The organism is Tardiphaga sp. P4_G1 (assembly GCF_056401215.1).
The window spans coordinates 165065-182452 of the sequence record NZ_JBFUJU010000002.1 but is presented as its reverse complement, the minus strand read 5'-3'; the positions used below and the strand labels follow the sequence as shown (position 1 = coordinate 182452).

The window sequence follows — 17388 nt, the reverse complement described above, 5'->3', positions numbered from 1 at the left end:
ATCGTCGTCAAGCCGTCGATGAACGGCGATGCAGTCGAGCAATCATGACCGGGAGAGGAACGATCGATGTACAGGACATTGTTAGCAGCGACGCTTTGCACTGCAGCGGCGATATCGAGTTGCGCTGCACAAGCTGAAGTTTCCGGCGGTGTGGTTAGGGTTGGGGTACTCAACGACATGTCGGGCATCTTTCAGGACACCAATGGGCCAGGCTCGCTCGAGGCGGCGCTGATGGCGGTTGAGGACTTCGCCGGCGGCGGCAAGAATTTGAAGGTCGAAATCATCTCCGCCGATCATCAGAACAAGCCTGACGTGGCGACGGCCATCGCTCGTCGATGGCTGGATGTCGATGGTGTCGATGCCATCGTCGATGTGCCGAATTCGGCAGTCGGTCTTGCGTTAAACTCTCTGTTGCGCGGCACGAAGATGACGCTGCTGGCATCCAGCACGGCCACATCAGACCTGACCGGGCAGTATTGCTCACCGAACACTGTTCAATGGGTCAATGACACATGGGCTTCCGCGCGTGCGACAACGTCTGCCATAGCAAAGCGCGGCGGTAGAAGCTGGTATTTCCTGACCGCGAATTTTGCGCTCGGTACGGCACTGGAGACCGAGGCAACGTCCTTCGTCGTGGCAGAAGGCGGTAGCATCAAAGGCTCGGCGCGCCATCCGTTTGCAACGGCAGACTTCTCCTCCTTCTTGCTGAGCGCTCAGGCGTCCAAAGCGGATGTCATCGGGCTGGCCAACTCGGGAACGGATACGATCAATGCCATCAAGCAGGCCGACGAGTTCGGGATCATGCGGGGCGGTCAGTCGCTCTTGGCTTTCCTGGTGTTCGTCAACGATATCCATGCGATCGGATTGAAGACCGCTAACGGTCTGTTGCTGGTGGAGTCGTTCTACTGGGATATGAACGAAGAGACGCGCGCGTTTTCGAAGCGCTTCGCGGCGCGGATGGGCGGCAAGGTTCCGAGTGCAAATCAAGCCGGCGTTTATTCATCAACTCTCGCCTACTTGCGCGCGGTCGCAGCCGGCGGATCGGATGAAGCGAAAATTGCCGTTCCGGAAATGAAGCGCGCCCCGATCAAGGATCCATTGTTCGGCGAAACCACCGTCCGGGCCGACGGCCGTGCCGTGCATCCGATCTATTTGTTCCAGGTCAAAAAGCCGGAAGAGAGTCGCTATCCGTTCGACTATTACAAACTCATCGACACCATTTCGGCCGAAGCGGCATTCAGGCCCGTAAACGCCGGGAACTGCCCCTTGGTGCCTGGAGCCGTGAAGTGAGTGGACCAAGCGTACCACTGGACGAGGTCGTCTATGCGGACGCCGTCGCGGCCGAACGTTTCTTCCGTTGCGGCGCATGGATCGATCGGCGCATCGATCAGCAGCTCGACGAATGCTGCGAGCGTTACGGCAATCAGACGGCTTTCGTATGCGGCGATGTGACGTTGACATTCGCTGAGCTCGGAATGCGGGCGCATGAACTCGCCCGCATTCTCGGTGAGCGTGGGCTAAAAGCGGGCGACCGCGCTCTTTTCCAGATGGGCACGAGTATCGAGACCGTCGTTTCTTTCTTCGCTTGCCTGAAGGCGGGGGTGATCCCCGTCTGCACGATCCCGCAATACCGTGAAATCGAGATGTACAAGCTGGCCGACGTCACACGTCCGTCCGCCTACTTCGTTCAGAGTGGTGACGGTGCCTTCGATCTAGTGCAGTTCGCCAAGGATGTGGCGCGAGAGAAATCGATTGCGCATGTAATCGCCTTCGCGGCCCCATCGGAGAAGCACGCTTTTCACATCACGTCTTCCGAGACCTGGAAGACACCCACCGTCATTACGGCGCGGCCCGCAATATCCAGCCAGGATGTGGCCGTTCTGCAGCTATCCGGCGGCTCTACGGGGGTGCCGAAAGTGATACCGAGGTTTCACGCAGAATACCTCGGACATGTGCGGCAATGGTGCGACCGCTACGATATGCAGGCCGGCGACGTCGGGATTTGGGCGCTTCCCCTTATGCACAACGCCGGCATGATGTTCGCGCTGCTGCGGACCGTGATCTATGGATGCTGCACCGTGCTCGTGCCGCGCTGGGATCCTGAGCGGTTTCTTGCGCTGATTGAACGCTGGAAGGTCAACCACGCCTTTACGATCGGTCCGCACGCCCCGGCGATCRCATCGTTCGACGGAATAAATCGCTTCGATCTTTCCAGTTTGCGGTTTTTTCTCACCCTGCAGGGAGCGGCACCGATTGAGCGCGCGACAGGTGTCGCAACGACGAATATGTTCGGGATCACCGAAGGTCTGGTTTTAACCGCACGCCCGGACGATCCAGCTTCCGTCCGGCACGCTTCGGTGGGCTCTCCGTGCTCGGCCTTCGACGAGATCCGGCTTCTGCAACCGGGAACCGAGCAAATTGTCGAGGATGGCGAAGTTGGCGAACTCTGTTTCAAAGGCCCATCCTCGCTGAGAGGCTATTTCGCTGCTCCCGAATTGTCCGGGTCGAGTTTGACGAGCGACGGTTTCTTTCGTACCGCCGATTTGATGCGTCGCGTGCAGATCGATGGCCGATACGCCTTCGTCTTCGAGGGCCGGATGCGCGACAATATCAACCGCGGCGGAGAGAAGTTTGGCACCGAGGATATCGAGCATCTGATTGCACAACATCCCGATGTCGCGGACGGCAAGATCGTAGCGATGCCAGACCCGATCTACGGCGAGAAGGCGTGCGCTTTCATTATTCCGAAGCCGGGCAGTCAACTCGTCACGCTCTCCGACATCACGCCCTTTCTCCTCGCCAAAGGTCTGGCAAAATTCAAGCTGCCCGAGCGGATCGAATTGATCGAAGCGTTTCCGGTCACCCGGGTGGGCAAGCTAGATCGCGCCGCATTGCGCGCCGCTATCGCGGATCGTCTCGCCGAGGAAGCTCGGCCAAGCCCGACAACCAGTTCTCGAAAGGAGAGCGCATGAACCAGCAGAACATTTTGAGAAACAGCGTCGATCGCGGCGACTTTTACCGAGAGCTCGATTCCCTGAACCTCGCGCCGCTTTGGGAGGTTCTGAAAGGCCTAGTTCCTTCAGATCCCCGGCCGGTCGCAACGCCATATGTCTGGCATTGGTCGACCGTCCGCCCGCAGTTGCTCGCAGCTGGTTCGTCGATAAGCGCCGAGGAGGCCGAACGGCGCGTTCTGGTGCTGGAAAATCCTGCTTTGCGTGGGCGTTCGCAAATCACGGACACGCTTTACGCGGGACTTCAGCTGATTTTGCCGGGCGAAATCGCACCTGCCCATCGCCACACCCAATCGGCGCTCCGCTTCGTATTGGAGGGTGAGGGTGGCTATACAGCCGTAGACGGCGAGCGAACAGCCATGCATCGCGGGGATCTCATTCTGACCCCTTTCTGGACCTGGCACGACCACGGACATGATGGTGAAGGACCGGTGATCTGGATGGATTGCCTCGACGTACCGCTTGTCGGATTCCTGAAGACAGGCTTTCGCGAAGAGCACCGGGAGTCAGCCCAGGCCACCACACGACCCGAGGGCTATTCCGAAGCACGGTTCGGAAGCGGGCTGATGCCGGTCAATTACCGGCCGGAATCATCCACCTCACCGATCTTCAACTATCCCTATGCGCGAACGCGGGAAGCTCTCTTTCAGCTTGCGCGAACGGGCGAGATCGATCCCCATCACGGCATCTGCCTGCGATACGTCAATCCGGTCAATGGCGATTGGGTGATGCCTACATTGGGCCCAACGATGAGGTTGCTTCCGGCAGGCTTCTCGACTGAGAAATATCGTTCGACTGACAGCGCCGTGTTGGTCATGCTCGAAGGCGCGGCCGAAATTGTCGTCGATGGCCGACCGTCTGAAATACTGCGGGAAAACGACGTGTTCTCGATGCCCGGCTGGAGCCCCTACACAATCCGCGCTACTGAGGGCGACTGCGTCATATTCTCGTTCTCGGATCGACCGGTTCACGAGAAGCTGGGCCTGTTCCGGGAAGAAAAACATTAGGTTGCCGGTATAGAACCGGCTTGCCTCGGTTGCACCACAATAATACGGTGCGACTTTACAAAAGTCGCACATGAAGAAGCTGAATTACGCCCTCGAAGAGCGCATACCTTATCTGACCAATAGGCTTGCCTCCGCTGTCAACGAGATCTTCTCCCGGGACCTCGCCGCACACGAGTTGACGATCGCTCATTGGCGCGTCTTGTCAGTCCTGCATGACATGGGCGATCAGAAACTGATCGAGCTGTCCGTGCATACCAGCATCGACTCATCGACGCTTTCCAGACTAACCGAGGGGATGCAGCGTCGGCATCTGATCGAAAAGAAGCGCTCCAAGCTGAGCAAGCGCGAGATCACGGTGACGTTAATGCGTCGCGGCAAAGAGCTGGTCGAGGAGCTGACGCCGGCTGCCCTCGTTTATGAGAAGATCATCGTGTCGAATTTCTCGAAGGAGGAAGTCGATATCGTGCGCCGCCTTCTCCGCGAGATGTATCATCGGATCATGGACTACAAACATACGTGAAGAACGATGAGGCGGATTTCACGCCAGCCGGTATCGTGCCAGCCGTCGTCGATGACGGCTGGCAACTTTGTGCAACGTCGTTCCCATCAATGGTCGAGCGCACCCTTAGCAGTCTCGCGGGCCATCGCCAGAGCGATGCCTCCCCCCGTTGCCAGAACGAGGAAGTAAACGCTAATCGCCGTCGTCGATCCGAAATGAGCGTAGAGCGTGGCCGCGACCAACGGTGCGATACCGCCGCCCAACACAGTCCCGAACTGTTTTCCGATCGAGACGCCGCTGAAGCGAACGGCGGTCGGGAACAGCTCTGGGAAAAAGCTCCCTTCCGGTCCGAACATCATTGGATGTACGATGCCGGCTGTGACGACGATCGCTATCGTAAGATAAACCGCATTCCCCATCGCCAGGACATCGTAAAATACCAGCATGGATATTGCTGCGAGGACGAGGCCGGCTCCGTAAACGGGCCGGCGGCCGACACGATCGGATAGTGCCCCGAAGAACGGCACGCAGAACAATCCAACGATATTTGCGATCAGGACTGCTTGGGCAAGCGTCCCACGCGCGACGCCGAGCACCTGTGTTGCGTACGAAAGAGTGTAGATTGCCGTGAGGTAGAAGAACGACGTCTGCGCAAGCTCGATGAAGAAGACGATCAGAATTTGCCTCGGATGTTCCTTGAGCGCTTTCATGGCAGGCCGCTCTGTCGTCTCCGCTATTTTGAACATCTTGGATTCCTCGATGCCGTAGCGTAGATAGAGCCCGACGGCCACCAGCACGCCGCTGGCGACGAATGGAATGCGCCATCCCCACGAAAGTAAATCCGCTTCGGGAAGCCTGGTGATCAAAAGCGCCGAGAGCGATGCCAGCACCACGCCGATCGGCCCTGCGGCCTGAATCACCGACCCCGACAGACCGCGCGAATTTTTGTCGGCCGTTTCGACGGCCATCAGGCCGGCAGCTGTGGCCTCGCCGCCGAGCGCGAAACCCTGCAGGAATCTTAGAAGCACTAACGCGATCGTGGTCGCGATGCCGGCCGCTTCGTAGGTTGGCAACAGGCCCATGGTCATGGTCGCTAGGCCCATAATGAGCATTGTCGAGAGAAGGACCGACTTTCGGCCCACCACGTCTCCGAAATGGCCGAATATCACGCCGCCGAGGGGACGGGCGATGAAGCCCACCGCGAACGTCGCGAAAACGGCGATCGTTGCGGTCGTTGGATCGAATTTCGGAAAGAAAAGCCGTTCGAAGACAAAGGGAGCGATGAGGCCGTAAAGAAAAAAATCGTACCATTCGATGGTCGTTCCGATGGCTCCCGCCACCAGCAATTTTCGATGTTCGGCTTGTTCCGACTTTGTCTTTCGCTGCGATGATGGCGTGATTGTCGCGGTGGTTCCGTGCTCGCTCATAATCATGTCCCTCCGTTTGATGACCCGAGTTGATTTGCGATCGGCTTTGCATCTCGGGCTGCAAACCGTTGGCGTTGATCGTCTCAGTCCCGCAGTGCGATGAGAGCCAAAGACCGGTTTGCGATCCTCATTCCCGAATTGTCCGCGGCTAGGCCAGTTCGAGAGTTGCCCTTCGAGGCGGCTTGTCATGCGCCGGCGCGAGCGATGACAAGAGCTTTCTCGCCCGCTGCTTGGCTTTCTCGACCGCTTCCGATTTGACGCGCTCAAACCCTCTGATGTCCTCGGGCAGCGAAAGTAACTCGTTGATCTTACGGATGTTGTCCCGCCGAAGTAGCGGCAGCGCGATGTCGACAAGGGTGAGATACCAGTGAATGAGTTCACGCTCTTCACACCGGGAAGGCAGCCTTGCGAATGGATCAAATGGGGTTCCGCGCAGAAACTTCAGCCGCGCGAGGACGACCATAAGCGGTCTGAACCAGGGGCCCAGCCGGACTTTTCGGCTGATGCCCAAACGCCGCCCCAGCGGCGGTTGCAAATTATACTTGATGCGAACGGGTCCGTTAAAGCTCTCGCGCAAACGCTGTTCAAATGACTCGCACGTTAGAAGCCGTGCCACTTCATACTCGTCCTTATAGGCCATCAAAGCGTGAAGATTGCGCGCAACGGTCTTTATTAACGTCTCTTCGGGCGAGTGCGTGACATTACGTTCCGTATCTGCAACGCGAAGCACGGTATCGATATAACGATGGGCATAGCGGAGGCCCTGATAGTCGACGAGGTCCGCGAATCGCTTGGAGATAATATCTTTTGTTGACGCGCTTATCGCGGCGTTCGCTGAATAGATGTCGTTCAAGGCACGACTGACCGACAGGCTCGGCGTCGGATTAATCCGGTTAGCTAGGAGCGGCGACCGCGGCTTCATCATGACGCTCATCCGCTGGGGATCGCATTGCCACATGCGCCCGGCGTCGAACGCGAGAAGATTGGCTTGAACTTGAACGCCGTTTAGCTCGATTGCAGTCTTGATCGAGGCCCCAGAAATCGGCAGCCACCCTGCCTGATAGGCAGCCCCAATGGCTACCATGTTCGTCATGAGGTAATCCCCAAGCAGCGCTTCGGAGATTTGTCGCGCGTCAATGGCGAGCGCAGCGTCTCCATTCGTCGATGCTGCGACGCGGTTCCGCATCTCATCGATCGGCGGCTTGATTCGTACGTCGCGGATCATCTCGCCGTTCGGCAAGACGTCGACATTAATCACGGCTTTCGTGCGACGCATGTCGCAACGGGCTAGGTTGGCCGGCTCAACCGCCGCTAGTAGATCGAGTGCCAAATAAAGATCCGCCTTTGCGCGACCAACCGTGTTTGTCAACGGGACGGCGCCGTGCGGCGCCAGTACCAGGCTGGACAGAACGGGTCCCCATTTCTGGGCGGCGCCTGTCTGGTCGTACGTTTTCACCTCCAGACCATCGAGAGCCGCCGCCTGGGCGAGCATGGCGCTTGCGGTCAGAACGCCCGTGCCACCTAGGCCCGGAATATAGATGCTGTAAGTTCGCGTGATCGGCTCATATACCGGTTCGGGCAGCCAAGACGTATCGAGTTCCGCGCGCGATGGCTTCTTCAGCGAAACGCCGTCGTCCACTTCAACAGTTACGAAAGACGGACACTCCCCGACGACACAGGCCTGATCCTGATTGCAGGATGACTGATGGATCTGAGTCTTTGGACCAAACTCTGTGTCAACCTTCTGCAACGACATGCAGTTGGCTTTGACACCGCAGTCTCCGCAGTTTTCGCAGACATCCTCATTGACGAAGGTGAACTTTGTAGGCGCGGGAAGCAGTCCGCGCTTCTGACGGCGGCGGCGTTCGTTGGCACATATTCCGTCATAAAGTAATATAGTAACGCCGGGGACTGAGGCCAATTCTGCCATCGTGCTTTCGAGTTGCGAAACCTCGCGCTGTTCGACAATGGCTGGTAGCTTTACGTCCAGGTAGCGTTCGGGCTCCTTGCTGATCAGTACGATGCGCACGACCTTGTCCAGCGCGAGATGGGTCAGTAGATCTGCGATGGTTGCGGTCGAGACAGCATCCTGTCCACCCGTATTGGCTAACACACCGTTGAACAGGATCTTGAACGTAATATTAATTCCGGTCGTCACCGCGTATCGGATATTTTGATAGCTTGAGTGAAATAGCGCGCCGTCGCCGAGATTCTGCACGATATGGCTGCGACTTGTATAGGGTGATAGGCCGACCCAGGGCAGCCCCTCTCCGCCCAGTTGGGTCGTTGCCTCCACGCGCTTTTGTGGATTGTCCATCAACGCAGCAAAGAGGTGACAGCCGGGCGCGCCCCACGCCATCTGTCCGGGGGCGAGAAGCGTGGATGTGTTGTGAGGGCAGCCTGAACAATAGTTCGGCGTTCGATTCATGCGCGGCTCGTCACCCTTGTCGACTGTCGGAGCCGAAACCGCTTGAGACTGGATTGTCAGTCCCAGGATTGCCGCCAACCGATCCGCAATGAGGTCGCTATTCATTCCGCCGTGGGTGGGAAAGAGAGCCTTACCATTTCGGCTGGTCTTGCCGAGTACCTCAATGACGGAGGTGCCGATCGCTGCGGCAGCGACCTGCCGCTCCAAAAAATCTCGTTTTTCCTCGATGACGATCACCGTCTTCAAGCCGTGGGCAAACTGCTTGATGAACTCCTTGTCCAGAGGACAAACCAGTCCAACCTTGGCCAATCGGATGCGGGACGTAGAAGTCGCGTGTGATAGACCGAGATCATGCAGCGCCTGCAACGTGTCGGACCAGCTCTTTCCCGCGCTGATGATGCCGATCTCGTCGTCCGGACTGCTTGCCATTATCTTGTTGATGGAATTGGCCCTGGCGTAAGCGAGTACGGCCGCATGCCGTTCCTCATACAGCTTACGCTCCGTTTCCACATTGACGACGGGGAAGAAACGATGGTTTGCCACCTTGACGAAAGGCCCAGCCGCGGTTTGGACATGTGGAGTTTCAATGGCGATCCCCTGGCGATGGACCTGCACCACTTCTCCGCCGTCGCAAAGGGTTCCGACAAGCTTTAACGCCACCCAGCATCCGCTGAACCTGGATAGCGCCGCGGCGTGCAGCCCGAAATCGAGAAACTCCTGAATGTCAGCAGGATATAAAACGGGAATGCCGTGATGCTCGAAGGCGAATTCCTGCTGGTAAGGAACGGTCGAACTCTTAGCTTCATGGTCCTCACCACTCAGGATGACGACCGCGCCGTTCTTGCTGGTCCCGGCAAAATTGCCATGCTTGAGGGCATCGCCCGCACGATCGAGTCCGGGACCCTTGCCATACCAGTAGCCGACAACGCCGTCGACGTCGTCATGCGGATGCTCGTCGAGCATCTGCGTCCCCATCAAGGATGACGCGGCAAATTCTTCGTTCTGTGCCGGAAGGTGAGTGATGCCGAATTCGGCTAGATACTTGCTCGCTTGCTTCAGCGCCAGGTCGATACTTCCGAGCGGCGACCCCGGATAGCCAGTAACGAATGCGCGGGACCGGATTCCGGCGGCCTGATCGCTCCTCATCTGCTCAATGAGCATTCGCACCAGCGCCTGATTGCCGGTTAGGAAAAGACGGCCGTCCTCCACACGATAGCGATCGTTCAATGACGGCCGCCGATCGGACTGCTTCCCTGCCATCGTTTCCACCCATTTTTTTGATCGACGGCCGCCACTGGCGCGGGCGGTCGTAGCCGTTATGGGTGCGAGGTAAGAACAAGCCTAACATTGGTGCAATAAAGTATGGGTTATTATATATATTGGTTTTTCAAATAACACATGGAGTAGGGACATCGGCATGCGTCACGACCGACAGCTGGATCTCAACCTTATGCGGCTTTTGATCTCGCTCCACCGCAAGCGCAGCGTTTCGAAGGCGGCTGAAGAGCTTGATCTCAGCCAGCCCGCAGCCAGTCTTGCACTGGCGCGTCTTCGCAAAGCGGTCGGAAACGATCTTTTCGTGCGCACATCGCGAGGCATGTTGCCGACATCGTTTTGTGAGGAACTGGTCCCCATTGCCGAGCAGGCCATCAAAGCCGTCGAGTCCGCCGTGACCGGGCGATCTGCATTCAATCCCGGAACGGCGCGCCGCGAGTTCGTGCTGACGACGCCGGACGTCGGAGAAGTTCACTTCCTGCCGAAATTGGCTGCTCATCTCGCGAAACATGCACCAATGTGCAATTTACGCTGCGAGCAAATCTCCAACGATCACATGGAGGAAGCGCTCGCATCCGGCAACGTTAATCTTGCGCTCGGTTATTTTCCCAACTTGAGAGGCCCGGGATTGGTGAGGCGGCGGCTCTTCATGCACTCACTGGTCTGTCTCGTTCGAGACGATCATCCCATCGTACGGTCGCGTTCGGTGAGTCTTGCGACTTTTCTCGAATTGTCACATGCCGTCGTCCACTCGGTCGGGCGCAGCAACGAACTGTTTGAGACCCTGCTCAAGAAGCAAGGGCTTCGGCGGCGTATCCAGCTCTTGTCTTCTCACTTCCTGTCAGTCCCGGCGATAATCGCCGCCACCGACTTGATCGTAACTGTTCCCCGATCTGTCGCCGAATATTACGTCGGACTCGAGAAGCTGAGGATGGTTGAACCACCCATCAACATTCGACCCTACCCAATTCAGCAATACTGGCACACACGCTTCGCCGATGATCCAGGTTTGAAATGGCTGCGGCAGACGACGGCAGCACTCTTCGTAGAGAAGTAAATGTTTTTGTGATGCTTTATGCCAATCGCTTGGGAAGCGCCCACCGGGCCAGCTTTCGGTTGTCGTTTACGCATCCGAAAAGCAAGAAACTGGACCTGAATCTTCCCGCTCCTCGCAGAAGGGTCCCGCTGTCGGTATGGTCGATCTCGCGACCCGAAGGATGCTTTTCATGGGCGTTGTCGAAAGTCACAACACCAACTCTTTCGTCGGCGCCGCCGGGCTGAGCGGCGGCGATCTGGTCGGCATCGACGGTGGCATCGGCGGTATCTCGCGCGGTACCTAGACGATTTCAAAAGCCGTGCTGCGGAACTATGGCCGATGAAGCCTACGGGATATCGCGGCTTGGCTTTTCGATACCTTTCATGAGCATATCGATGCTTGCTTCTGTAAAGGCTGCAATATCGAGCTGGCGTCGCGTTCCGAACAGCATGGTCCAGATACTCAACAATAGCGCTGGGCTGGCGACGATGTCCGTGAACGAGCTTGCCGGCCCCGCTCGGAATTCTCCCGCGGCGATACCATCAGCGATCACGTGTTTGAAATGGTTGAGAATCGGCTGCACGAACTCATCGTAATATTGGTCCACCATGTCTGGAAAGCGCGAGCCTTCCGCAATCAGTAGCCTGAGCGTCTCGCGCTCAGTACGGTCTTCTGCGATCCTGCCAAAAAAGAACACCACGAGCGTGCGAAAGCGCTCTGCGTGGGACCCCTCGAATTGGCCGGCGAGACGATCGAGGTCCGGTAGTAGTCCTTGCGACTTGTGCCGCATCATCTCTTGAAAGACGCGTTCTTTGGTCTCGAAGTAAAAATAGATCGTGCCTTTGGTGACGCCCGCGCGCTTAGCCACATCTTCCAGGCGTGTCGCGGAATATCCGGCTTTGACGAATTCCTCGAAAGCCGCGTCAAGAATCTCGGTCGGGCGCTCCACTTTGCGGCGGGCACGTTTCTTCGTTTCTACACTCATAGGGAGACATTAAACGGTTTAGGCGAAAAACGCTATTGACTTCCCGGTCAGTCAATAATAGTGAGTGAACGCTCACTAGGTTCCCCTGCATGAAGTTTCATTTCAGAATTACGCCTCTACTGCCGTTGATGTTGCTGGTTTGTTGCGAACGCGCACCAGATGTCGCGCGATCGCCGACCCTAGTGACTTCGGACATCGTTCGCCTGCAACCGCGTCAGACCTCTATCCGATTGAGCGGAGACGTCGAAGCACGCATCAGCAGCGACCTTGCTTTCCAGGTGACCGGTCGGGTGACCGAGCGGTTCGTCGATGTCGGCGCCCATGTCAACGCGGGGGACATCCTGGCGAAGATAGATCCGGCCGAACAACTTGCCGATGTAGAGGGTGCGAAAGCCGCGGTGAAATCGTCCGAAGCCCAGTTGCGCGTTGCAACGGCAAACTTCGAGCGGCAGAAAACGCTGATGACCAGCGGTTTCACCACCCGCGTCTCCTACGACCAGGCACAGCAGGCGCTGAACGCAGCACAAGGCGGCCTGGAAACCTCGAAGGCCCAGTTGGGGACCGCGGCCGACGCGCTCGGTTACACCACGCTGCGCGCGAGCGCCTCGGGCATCATCACCGCCCGCAACGTCGAGATCGGGCAAGTCTCCCAGTCGTCCCAATCGTCCTACACACTTGCCCAGGATGGTGCGCGCGATGCGGTGTTCGATGTCTATGAAGCAATCTTCCTGCAGAAGCTCGATGGCGACAGCATCCAGGTGTCGCTCGTTTCGAACCCAAAAATAACGGCGCGCGCCCGGCCGCGGGAAATCTCGCCTGCGGTGGATCCAAAAAGCGGCACTGTTAAAGTCAAGATGGACATTCTGAACGTCCCGAAGGAGATGACCCTCGGCAGCGCCGTGGTCGGCGAAGGGATCACCCAGTCGGTCGATAAGATCATTCTGCCGTCGGCCGCCATGACATCCTCGGCGACGGGTCCGGCGGTCTGGGTGATCGATCAGAAAACCAATGTCGTGTCACTGCGCGATATCGCGGTCGAGAGCTACGAAACCAGTTCCTTCGTCGTCGCGCGCGGGCTCACGGTCGGCGAACGCGTCGTCACCTCCAGCGGAAAAATGCTGCGGCCGGGTGCTAGCGTCACCTATGCGGGGATCGAACTATGACCCGCGTCATGAGCGCTGGCCGGATCGCCGTCTGTTTTACAATGGTCGGCTTGCTCGCCGGATGCAGCGAGAAAGCAGCCGCGCCCAAACCAGTGCGACCAATCCTTTCGATCGTGGTTTCGCCGCCGGCGGCCGATGCCATCAGCATTGTCGGAACGGTGCAGCCAAGATACCAGACCGACTATGGATTCCGCGTTCTCGGCCGGTTGATCGCGCGACCGGTCAATGTCGGGGACAACGTTACTAAAGGCCAGCTGCTGGCTGCGATCGACGCGACCGCCGCCGAAATGGCCGTGAAGTTATCGCAGGGCGCGCTGACCACGGCGCAGGGCTCTCTGCTGAATGCTACCGGCACTGTCATCCGGCAACGCACACTGATCGAAACCGGCGCCAATACCCAGGCGACACTGGATTCCGCTGAACAAAGCTACGCCTCCGCCGAAGCCGGCTTGGTCCGCGCCCAGGCCGATGTCGCGAAGGCGCGCGAGCAGCTCACCTATACCAAGAGCAACGCCGATTATGCCGGTGTCGTAGCGTCGGTGGGCGCGCAGGTCGGACAGATCGTCGCTCCAGGGCAGACCGTAGTGACGGTGGCCCGCCCCGATGTGCGCGAGGCGGTCATCGATATCGCGATCGAACTGGCAGGCAGGCTGGAAATCGGCATGCCGCTGACTGTTAGCCTGCAGGTCGATCCGCAAGTCCGCGCGGAAGGCAAGGTCCGCGAGATCGGCCCGCAATTCGATTCGCTGACCCGCCTCAGTCGCGTGCGAGTCACGCTCGACTCCCCGCCGGACACGTTTCGTCTGGGATCGACGGTTACGACCTACATCCCCGGCAACTCCCAGCGCGGTTTTAGGCTGCCGGCCGGCGCCATCCTCACGCATGACGGCAAGTCGCGCGTCTGGATCGTCGATCCCGGCACCAAGTCGGTCACGGCACGCAATGTCGCGATCATCGCGAATGACGACGGCTCCGTGACGGTTACCAGTGGCATCGAAGCCGGCATGCGCGTCGTCGCGGCGGGGGTGCATCATCTCAAGGAAGGCCAGCAAGTCCGGCTCGAAAAGGAAGACGCGTGAAGCCTTTCAATCTCTCCGACTGGGCCCTGCATCACCGTGCGCTGGTCTGGTATTTTATGCTCGCTTTCATGGTGGCCGGGCTTTTTGCGTATCTCCATCTCGGCCGCGAGGAAGATCCCGACTTCACGATCAAGACCATGGTGATCCAAGCCAAATGGCCCGGCGCGTCTGCCGAGGAAGTCACCAAGCAGGTCACCGAGCGAATCGAGAAAAAGCTCGAGGAACTTGAATCACTAGACTACACCAAAAGCCTGACCGTGCCCGGGCAGACTACGGTCTTCGTTAATCTGCGGGACGATACGAAGGCGCGAGACGTGGTGCCGACCTGGCTCCGCGTCCGCAACATGATCGCCGATATCAAGCCGGATTTTCCAAGCGGCGTAACCGGTCCCGGCTTCAATGACCGGTTCGGCGACGTCTACGGCAATATCTATGCCTTCACGAGCGACGGTCTGACCCAGCGCCAGCTGCGCGACCGTGTTGAGGACGTACGCGCCAAGGTTTTGCAGGTTCCGAATGTCGGTCGCGTCGACATCGTCGGTGCGCAGGACGAGGTGGTCTATCTCGAATTCTCGACCAGCAAGATTGCGGCGCTCGGCATCGACCAGCAGGCGATCACCGCATCTCTGCAAGCCCAGAACGCGATCACGCCGTCGGGCGTGTTGCAGGCCGGTCCGGAGCGCATCCTCGTCCGGGTCAGCGGCCAGTTCACTTCGGAAGAAAGCCTGAAGGCGATCAACCTGCGCGTCAATGACCGGTTCTTTCCGCTCACCGACGTCGCCACCATCCGCCGCGGCTATTCCGATCCGCCGACGTCGCTGTTCAGGTACAAGGGTGAGACTGCGATCGGCCTGACCATCGGCATGAAGGCCGGCGCCAATCTGCTCGACTTCGGCGAGGCGCTGAAGAAGGAAATGGCGCGCATCGCCGCTGATCTGCCGGTCGGCGCCGAGATCCATCTGGTCTCGGACCAGCCGCAGATCGTCGACGATGCGGTCTCCGGCTTCACCCACGCTCTGTTCGAAGCCATTGCGATCGTGCTTGCCATCAGCTTCATCAGCCTGGGCATGCGCGCCGGTCTCGTCGTGGCGGTCTCGATCCCGCTAGTGCTCGCCATTACTTTTGTTGTGATGTCCTATTCCGGCATCTCGCTGCAGCGCATCTCGCTCGGCGCCTTGATCATCGCGCTCGGCCTTCTGGTCGACGATGCCATGATTGCGGTCGAGATGATGGTCGCGCGGCTCGAGGTCGGCGACAAGCTCGAGAAAGCCGCGAGCTATGTCTATACGTCGACGGCATTCCCGATGCTGACCGGAACGCTGGTCACCGTTGCCAGCTTCATTCCGGTCGGACTGAACAGCAGCGCGGCCGGCGAGTTTACTTTCACGCTGTTCGTCGTGATCGCGGTATCGCTGATCGTGTCATGGATCGTCGCGGTGCTGTTCACGCCTCTGCTCGGCGTCGCGCTGCTGCCGAAAACCATGAAGAGCCACCACGAGAAAAAGGGGCGGTTTGCCAGGGCGTTCGGGCGTATCTTGGTATTCTGCATGCGATACCGCTGGCTCACGATCGGCGTAACCGTCGCCACTTTTGCGCTATCGATCGCAGGCATGGGCTATGTGCAGCAGCAATTCTTTCCGTCGTCGGACCGCAATGAACTGGTAGTCGATTGGAACCTACCGCAGAACAGTTCGATCGCCGAGACCAATGCGCAGATGGCACAGTTTGAGAAGGAGGCGCTCACGGGCAACGACGATATCGACCATTGGTCGACCTATGTCGGACAGGGCGCGCCACGTTTCCTGTTGTCGTTCGACGTTCAGCCCAATGACGTAACGTTCGGCCAGATGGTCATCGTCACCAAGAGCGTGGAAGCCCGCGACCGTCTAAAGCCAAAATTGCAGGACTACCTCACCAGGACCTTCCCGGGTACCGATGCGTTCGTCAAACTGCTCGATATCGGTCCGCCGGTGGGCCGTCCCGTCCAGTACCGGATGTCCGGACCCGATGTCGGTAAGGTCCGTCATTATGCGCAGCAGCTTGCCGGCATCCTTTCGGGCAATTCCCATTTGTCGAATGTGGTGTTCGATTGGATGGAGCCGGCGCGGGTCGTCAAGGTCGATGTCCTGCAGGATAAGGCGCGCCAGCTTGGCGTCACGTCGGAGACGATCGCAACCACGCTCAACGCCATCGTGGACGGTTTATCGGTTACGCAGGTGCGCGATGATATCTATCTTGTCAATGTGCTCGCGCGAGCCAATGCAGCCGAACGCGGCTCGATCGAAACGCTGCGCAATCTGCAGTTGTCGTCGAGCAGCGGCCAATCGGTGCCGCTCGCAGCCGTGGCGCAATTCCGCTACGAACTCGAACAGCCGAAGATATGGCGCCGCTCCCGACTTCCGACCATCACGCTTTCAGCCGGCATCCTCGACAGTGTGCAGGCTGCGACCATCTCCGACCAGCTGAAGGTGCCGATCGCCGAGTTCTCCGCCAAGCTGCCTCCCGGCTATGCGGTAAATATCGGTGGTGCGGTCGAGCAGAGCGGCAAGTCGCAGGCGCCGATCCTCGCCGTGTTTCCACTAATGCTGATCATCATGGCCACACTGCTGATGGTGCAGCTGCAGAGCTTCAGCAGGCTGTTCCTGGTGTTCGCGGTGGCGCCGCTGGCCTTGATCGGCGTCGTCGCGGCGCTGCTGCCGAGCCGGGCTCCGATGGGGTTCGTCGCCATTCTTGGCATTCTCGCATTGATCGGCATCCTGATCCGCAATTCGGTGATCCTGATCGTGCAGATCGAGCAACACCGCAACGACGGTCAGTCGCCATGGGAGGCGGTGGTCGATGCCACCGAGCACCGAATGCGACCGATTCTGCTGACGGCAGCGGCGGCTAGTCTGGCGCTGATCCCGATCTCGCGTGAGATCTTCTGGGGACCGATGGCCTACGCGATGATGGGTGGAATCATTGTCGGAACGGTTCTCACCCTGCTTTTCCTGCCGGCGCTATACGTGGCTTGGTTCCGCATCGCCGCTCCCGACCCTGGGAGGCCGGGATGAAGGATGACAGTGTCCGCGTCTCGCTCGCGGCGTCCGCGTACGCATGAGCGCTCTGGGCCGTCAGCGCCACCCAAGTATGGCGACAGACCGTGCGTGATAGTCGGGCAGGGCTCGCCGAGCAGCTGGCGCGTGAAATTCGACGAACGCGTCACGGTGCAGGCGATCCACGAGGACTATCTTGAGTGTGCCGGTTGCGGAGAGAAGCCGAAAGGCGAGGCTGCTTTCCCTGCCTGGCCGAGGCGCGCGCTCGTGACACACTTCCGAACACTTGCCACGCACAGGCACGGAAGGCGTACGCGCTCTGCGGGCCGCCTGTGGCTGCTTGCCATATCAACCCTGGTGCTTGCCGGATGTTCGACAGTCCCGAGGACACCATATTCAGCGGCCGAAGCGGAGACACGCGGGTTCTAAGCGCATGAAGGGTT

The 17388-nt window shown here is 58.9% G+C and carries 11 protein-coding genes; 8 read left to right on the top strand and 3 right to left on the bottom strand.

Annotated features, from left to right (window positions below):
• Window positions 1–66 precede the first annotated feature (66 nt).
• The 4 genes from AC1DUY_RS04980 to AC1DUY_RS04965 all read left to right on the top strand — a co-directional run bounded on the left by AC1DUY_RS04980 (window position 67) and on the right by AC1DUY_RS04965 (window position 4538).
• On the top strand, window positions 67–1290 hold the full coding sequence (locus AC1DUY_RS04980) for an ABC transporter substrate-binding protein (protein WP_478112691.1): 1224 nt from the start codon (window positions 67–69) through the stop codon (window positions 1288–1290).
• A complete protein-coding gene (locus AC1DUY_RS04975; RefSeq protein ID WP_478112689.1) occupies window positions 1287–2972 on the top strand; it encodes an AMP-binding protein in 1686 nt (561 codons plus the stop codon). The genes AC1DUY_RS04980 and AC1DUY_RS04975 overlap by 4 nt, the downstream gene beginning before the upstream one ends.
• Window positions 2969–4018: a gentisate 1,2-dioxygenase gene (gene gtdA, locus AC1DUY_RS04970; protein WP_478112687.1), complete on the top strand. Its 1050-nt coding sequence runs from the start codon at window positions 2969–2971 to the stop codon at window positions 4016–4018. Before AC1DUY_RS04975 ends, gtdA begins: the two co-directional genes overlap by 4 nt.
• A gap of 70 nt (window positions 4019–4088) precedes the next feature.
• Window positions 4089–4538, top strand: coding sequence for a MarR family winged helix-turn-helix transcriptional regulator (locus AC1DUY_RS04965; RefSeq protein ID WP_478112685.1), 450 nt, complete (start codon window positions 4089–4091; stop codon window positions 4536–4538).
• Between the two features lie 86 nt (window positions 4539–4624).
• On the opposite strand, the gene AC1DUY_RS04960 is transcribed toward AC1DUY_RS04965, so the two are convergent.
• Both AC1DUY_RS04960 and AC1DUY_RS04955 read right to left on the bottom strand, forming a co-directional pair.
• Entirely contained in the window at window positions 4625–5944 is a 1320-nt protein-coding gene (locus AC1DUY_RS04960) for an MFS transporter (RefSeq protein ID WP_478112683.1), read from the bottom strand.
• Between the two features lie 148 nt (window positions 5945–6092).
• Entirely contained in the window at window positions 6093–9632 is a 3540-nt protein-coding gene (locus AC1DUY_RS04955; RefSeq protein ID WP_478112681.1) for an indolepyruvate ferredoxin oxidoreductase family protein, read from the bottom strand.
• Window positions 9633–9789: 157 nt separating this feature from the next.
• Between AC1DUY_RS04955 and AC1DUY_RS04950 the strand changes: the two genes are divergently transcribed.
• The gene (locus AC1DUY_RS04950) at window positions 9790–10704 is read left to right on the top strand and encodes a LysR family transcriptional regulator (RefSeq protein WP_478112679.1); all 915 of its coding nucleotides are present in this window, start codon (window positions 9790–9792) and stop codon (window positions 10702–10704) included.
• A gap of 325 nt (window positions 10705–11029) precedes the next feature.
• Here AC1DUY_RS04950 and AC1DUY_RS04945 read toward each other — a convergent pair whose 3' ends face one another.
• Complete coding sequence (locus AC1DUY_RS04945) at window positions 11030–11668, bottom strand: TetR/AcrR family transcriptional regulator (RefSeq protein ID WP_478112677.1); 639 nt, start codon at window positions 11666–11668, stop codon at window positions 11030–11032.
• 89 nt (window positions 11669–11757) lie between these two features.
• On the opposite strand from AC1DUY_RS04945, the gene AC1DUY_RS04940 reads away from it, so the two are divergent.
• Genes AC1DUY_RS04940 through AC1DUY_RS04930 form a run of 3 tightly spaced genes read left to right on the top strand, consistent with a single transcriptional unit; the run spans window position 11758 to window position 16963 of the window.
• Window positions 11758–12831 (top strand): efflux RND transporter periplasmic adaptor subunit, encoded by a 1074-nt coding sequence (locus AC1DUY_RS04940; RefSeq protein ID WP_478112675.1) that lies wholly within the window; start codon window positions 11758–11760, stop codon window positions 12829–12831.
• Window positions 12828–13910, top strand: a complete 1083-nt coding sequence (locus AC1DUY_RS04935) for an efflux RND transporter periplasmic adaptor subunit (RefSeq protein ID WP_478112673.1) — start codon at window positions 12828–12830, stop codon at window positions 13908–13910. The genes AC1DUY_RS04940 and AC1DUY_RS04935 overlap by 4 nt, the downstream gene beginning before the upstream one ends.
• Entirely contained in the window at window positions 13907–16963 is a 3057-nt protein-coding gene (locus AC1DUY_RS04930) for an efflux RND transporter permease subunit (protein ID WP_478112671.1), read from the top strand. The genes AC1DUY_RS04935 and AC1DUY_RS04930 overlap by 4 nt, the downstream gene beginning before the upstream one ends.
• Window positions 16964–17388: the final 425 nt, after the last annotated feature.

Excerpts from the sequence above, each read along its gene's own strand:
- AC1DUY_RS04980 (WP_478112691.1), top strand. The coding sequence starts at position 67 with ATGTACAGGACATTGTTAGCAGCGACGCTTTGCACTGCAGCGGCGATA.
- gtdA (WP_478112687.1), top strand. The coding sequence starts at position 2,969 with ATGAACCAGCAGAACATTTTGAGAAACAGCGTCGATCGCGGCGACTTT.
- AC1DUY_RS04965 (WP_478112685.1), top strand. The coding sequence starts at position 4,089 with ATGAAGAAGCTGAATTACGCCCTCGAAGAGCGCATACCTTATCTGACC.
- AC1DUY_RS04960 (WP_478112683.1), bottom strand. The coding sequence starts at position 5,944 with ATGAGCGAGCACGGAACCACCGCGACAATCACGCCATCATCGCAGCGA.
- AC1DUY_RS04955 (WP_478112681.1), bottom strand. The coding sequence starts at position 9,632 with ATGGCAGGGAAGCAGTCCGATCGGCGGCCGTCATTGAACGATCGCTAT.
- AC1DUY_RS04950 (WP_478112679.1), top strand. The coding sequence starts at position 9,790 with ATGCGTCACGACCGACAGCTGGATCTCAACCTTATGCGGCTTTTGATC.
- AC1DUY_RS04945 (WP_478112677.1), bottom strand. The coding sequence starts at position 11,668 with ATGAGTGTAGAAACGAAGAAACGTGCCCGCCGCAAAGTGGAGCGCCCG.
- AC1DUY_RS04940 (WP_478112675.1), top strand. The coding sequence starts at position 11,758 with ATGAAGTTTCATTTCAGAATTACGCCTCTACTGCCGTTGATGTTGCTG.
- AC1DUY_RS04935 (WP_478112673.1), top strand. The coding sequence starts at position 12,828 with ATGACCCGCGTCATGAGCGCTGGCCGGATCGCCGTCTGTTTTACAATG.